This window comes from Streptomyces sp. NPDC048191 (assembly GCF_040652655.1).
GTDB lineage: Bacteria > Actinomycetota > Actinomycetes > Streptomycetales > Streptomycetaceae > Streptomyces.
Map to the genome: position 1 here is coordinate 1 of NZ_JBEZMO010000073.1, position 4251 is coordinate 4251.

The following is a 4251-nucleotide window of genomic DNA, read 5'->3' on the forward strand; positions in this document are numbered from 1 at the left end:
CCGACGTCAACCCCGGACGACCCCAATACCCACGAGCCAAACCAGCACCCGCCACATACAACTCACCCACCACACCCGACGGCACCAACCCAAGGGCGCCATCGAGTACGTACGCCTTCAGGTCGGGTATGCCGGTGCCGATGAGGCTGCCCTGGCCGCGGCGTACCGACTCGCGGTCCAGCGCCATGTAGGTGACGTGGACCGTGGTCTCGGTGATGCCGTACATGTTGACGAGCGTGGGGGCGTCGTCCGCGTGCCTCGCGTACCAGTCGTCCAGGCGGCCCAGGTCAAGCGCCTCTCCGCCGAAGATGACGTACTTCAGGGCGAGCCGCGCGCCTGTTTCGGGGGCTTCCTGGTCGGCCTGCATCAGCTGGTAGAAGGCCGAGGGGGTCTGGTTCAGCACGGTCACCCCTTCCTGGCCCAGAAGGTTGAGGAAGTCCTGCGGGGAGCGGGAGACCGCGTAGGGCACGACGACCAGCCGACCGCCGTACAGCAGCGGACCCCACAGCTCCCACACCGAGAAGTCGAAGGCGTAGGAGTGGAACAGCGTCCACACGTCCTCGGAGCCGAAGCCGAACCAGTGCTCGGTCTCGGTCATCAGCCGGATGACGTTGCGGTGCGGAACGACGACGCCCTTGGGGCGCCCGGTGGAACCCGAGGTGTAGATCATGTACGCCGGGTGGGCCGGATCCAGCGGCTGCCGCCTCTGTCCGTCGGTGGGATCCTCGGCCGGGCAGCCGACGAGGCGCTCGACGACGGCGTGATCGTCGAGGACGATCCGGGGGACGTCCGCGACGACGGCCGAGGCCGTCTCGGCGGTGGTGACGACGCGGGCGGGCCGGGCGTCGCCGACCATGTAGGCCAGGCGCTCGGCCGGGTAGTTGGGGTCGATCGGCAGATAGGCCGCGCCGGCCTTCAGCACGGCCAGTACGGCGACCACCAGGTCGGCCGACCGGGGCAGGGCCAGCGCCACGAACTGCTCGGGCCCCACACCCTCGTCGATCAGCAGGTGCGCCAGGCGGTTGGCCCGGGCGTTCAGCTCGGCGTACGTGAGCGAGGTCGCCCCGCTCACCACCGCGACGGCCTCCGGCGTCCGCGCCACCCGGGCCTCGAACAGGGCGGGCAGGGTGGTCTGCGGCAGCGTCCGTGCGGTGCCGTTCCACTCGACGAGAAGCCGGTGGCGTTCGTCCGGGCCGAGGATGCCGAGGGTGCCGACCGGCCGCTCCGGGCGGTCGGTCATCGCTTCCAGCAGCCGTACGACCCGGTCCAGGTACTGCTGGGCCTCGGCCTCGGTGAAGGCGTCGCGCCGGTAGCCCAGCCGCAGGGTCAGCCGCGGTCCGGGCACGGCAGCGAGGGTGAGCGGGTAGTGGGTGGCGTCGACGCCGTCCACCGCCGTCAGCTTCAGCTCGTCGGCGGGTGACCGCCATGCCTCGGCGTCCAGGGGGTAGGACTCGAAGACGGTCGTGGTGTCGAAGAGTTCCCTGCCGCCCGCCTGCTGCTGCACCTCGGTGAGGCCGAGGTGGTGGTGTTCCATGAGCTCCGTCTGCTCGGCCTGGAGCCGGGACAGCAGGCCGGACACCGGCTCGTCGTTGCGCAGCCGTATGCGGACGGGGAGGGTGTTGATGAAGAGGCCGACCATGCGCTCGACGCCGGGCAGCTCCGGCGGGCGGCCGGAGACCGTCGCACCGAAGACGACGTCGTCCCGGCCGGTCATCCGCGACAGCAGCACGCCCCAAGCGGCCTGCACCAGCGTGTTCATGGTGGCGGAGCAGGTGCGGGCCAGCCGTGCGGTCCGCACGGTGAGCTCGTCGGTCAGCTCGACGGACACATGGCCGGGCAGCTCGGGCGCACGGTCGGCGACCTGGGGGGCGATGAGGGTCGGGCCCTCCAGCCCGGCAAGGGCGGAGGCCCAGGCGGTGCGGGCAGCGTCGCGGTCCTGGGCGGCGAGCCAGGCCAGGTAGTCGCGGTACGGGGTGACCTTCGGCAGGGCAGCGTCGCCGCCGCCCGCCGCGTAGAGCTTCAGCAGCTCGTCGACGAGGACGGGCATCGACCATCCGTCCCACAGGATGTGGTGGTTGGTCAGGACGAAGCGGTGCCGGTTCTCCGCGAGCCTGATCAGCAGGAAACGCAGCAGGGGTGGACGCCGCAGGCTGAACCGGCGGGCGCGCTCCTCGCCGGCGACACGGGCGGCCTCGCGCTCCCGCCCGGCCTCGTCCCGGCCGGACAGGTCGACCTCGGTCCACGGCAGCGGCACCTCGCGCAGGACCACCTGCACCGGGCGCTTGAGACCGTCGTGCCGGAAGCCGACGCGCAGGTTGGCGTGCCGGGCCAGCAGCCGCTCGCCCGCGGCCTTCAGCGCGGCGGCGTCCAGCGGCCCCTCGAAGTCGAAGGTCAGCTGGGCGGTGTAGACGTCGGTGCCCTCCTCGTCCACCAGGGCGTGGAAGAGAAAGCCCTCCTGCAGCGGTGAGAGCGGCAGGACGTCCTCGATACGTGACTTCTTCATCATGTTTCCTAACTCGGTCCTCGAACGTCAGTCTTCGAAAAAGTCCAGTTCGAGGTCGTCTTCGAGGGCGTCGATCTGGTCCTGGGTGAGGTCGACGAGCGCCAGGTCGGAGGGGGTGTGGCCGCCGGCCCCACCGGTTTCCACGCCGGTGGCCAGGCCGTGCAGGGCCGCGCTCCACAGCTCGGCCAGCTCGCGCACGTCGTCCTCCGCCAGCACACCGCCGGCCCAGGACCAGGTGGCCTCCAGCACCGGCCCGCCGGCCAGGTCGTGCGTGATCGCGTTGACCTCGATCACATGCCGCATCGGCATCGCGGTCTCGGCACCCCTGCCGAGAGCTTCGCTCTGCGGGATCACGCCCCAGTCCTGACGGTCGCCGGTGCCCATGCGGCCGAGGTAGTTGAAGGCGATCTGCGGACTGCCGTACGAGGCGAGTTCCGGGGCGGTCTTCGGGTTGAGGTAACGCAGCAGGCCGTAGCCCAGACCGTTGTCGGGGATGCGGCGCACCTGCTCCTTGACCCGCTTCACCAAGCCGCCGACCACGGGGTCACCCGACACCACGGCATCCCAGGCCACCGCACCCGGCTCCAGACGGACAGGATGCACGCTCGTGAACCAGCCGACCGTACGGGACAGTTCCGCACCCGCCAGCTCCTCACGGCCATGACCCTCCAGATCCACCAGAACACCCGGCACATCCACGCCACGCACCTCACGCCAGCGCGACACCGCCAGGGCCAGAGCCGTCAGCAGCACATCATTGACCCTGCCGTGGAACGCCGCCGGCACACGCGTCAGCAACGCCTCCGTCACCTCCGCCGGCAGAGAAACGGTGGTGTGTCCCGCGTGCTCCATGGTGTCCCGGACGGGGTCGAGGGCGCGGGTGCCGAGGCGAGCGTCGTCGCTGAGGAGAATGTCGGCCCACAGGGCCAGTTCGGCTGTGCGTTCGGGCCGGGTGGCCTCCTGCGTGAGCATCCTGGACCAGGTACGGAAACTGGTCCCCACCGGCTCCAGCTCCACCGGCCGACCGGCCTGCACCGCCGACCACGCGGCGGCGAGATCGGGCAGCACGATCCGCCACGACACACCATCCACCGCCAGGTGATGCACGACCAGCAGCAACCGGCCCGGCACCCCACGGCCCCGGTCCAGCCACACCACCCGCACCATCCGGCCCTCAGCCGGAGCAAGCCCCTCACGGGCCACCACCGCCTGCCCGGCCGTCAGTTCCTCCACAGCCGCATCGTCCAGGCCCGCCGCGTCGACCCGCGTCACACACGCATCCACAGCCACCGACCCCCGAGCCCCCACCTCCAGACCCCACTCACCCGCATCACCGACGGCCAGCCGCAGACGCAACGCGTCATGGTGATCCACCACGGCCCGCACCGCACCCGTCAACGACTCCACCGACACATCCGCCGGGACCTGCACCACCACCGACTGGTGGAACCCGTCGACCGGGCCTTCGCCTTCCTTCAGCCAGGCGATGATCGGCGTCAGGGCCACGCTGCCCACTCCGGCACCGGCCGCCTCGCCGGCCGTGGTGGCAGCGTCGTCCCCGGTGTCGCGGGCGAGGGTGGCCAGGGACTCGGGTGTCTGATGGGAGAACACCTCACGCGGGGTGAACACCAGACCCGCCCGACGCGCCCGCGACACCAACTGAATCGCCATGATGCTGTCACCACCACGATCGAAGAACGAATCCTCCACCCCGACCCGGTCCAGACCCAGCACCTCCGCGAACAAGC

At 70.8% G+C, this 4251-nt stretch carries 2 protein-coding genes; both read right to left on the bottom strand.

Annotated features, from left to right (window positions below; translation table 11 throughout):
- Positions 1 to 2506, bottom strand: a 2506-nt coding sequence (locus AB0D93_RS41325; protein WP_362131866.1) for an amino acid adenylation domain-containing protein, incomplete at its 3' end; no start/stop codon positions are given.
- A 24-nt stretch (positions 2507 to 2530) separates the two neighbouring features.
- Positions 2531 to 4251 (bottom strand): condensation domain-containing protein (locus tag AB0D93_RS41330; RefSeq protein WP_362131869.1); only part of this gene is annotated, 1721 nt, incomplete at its 5' end.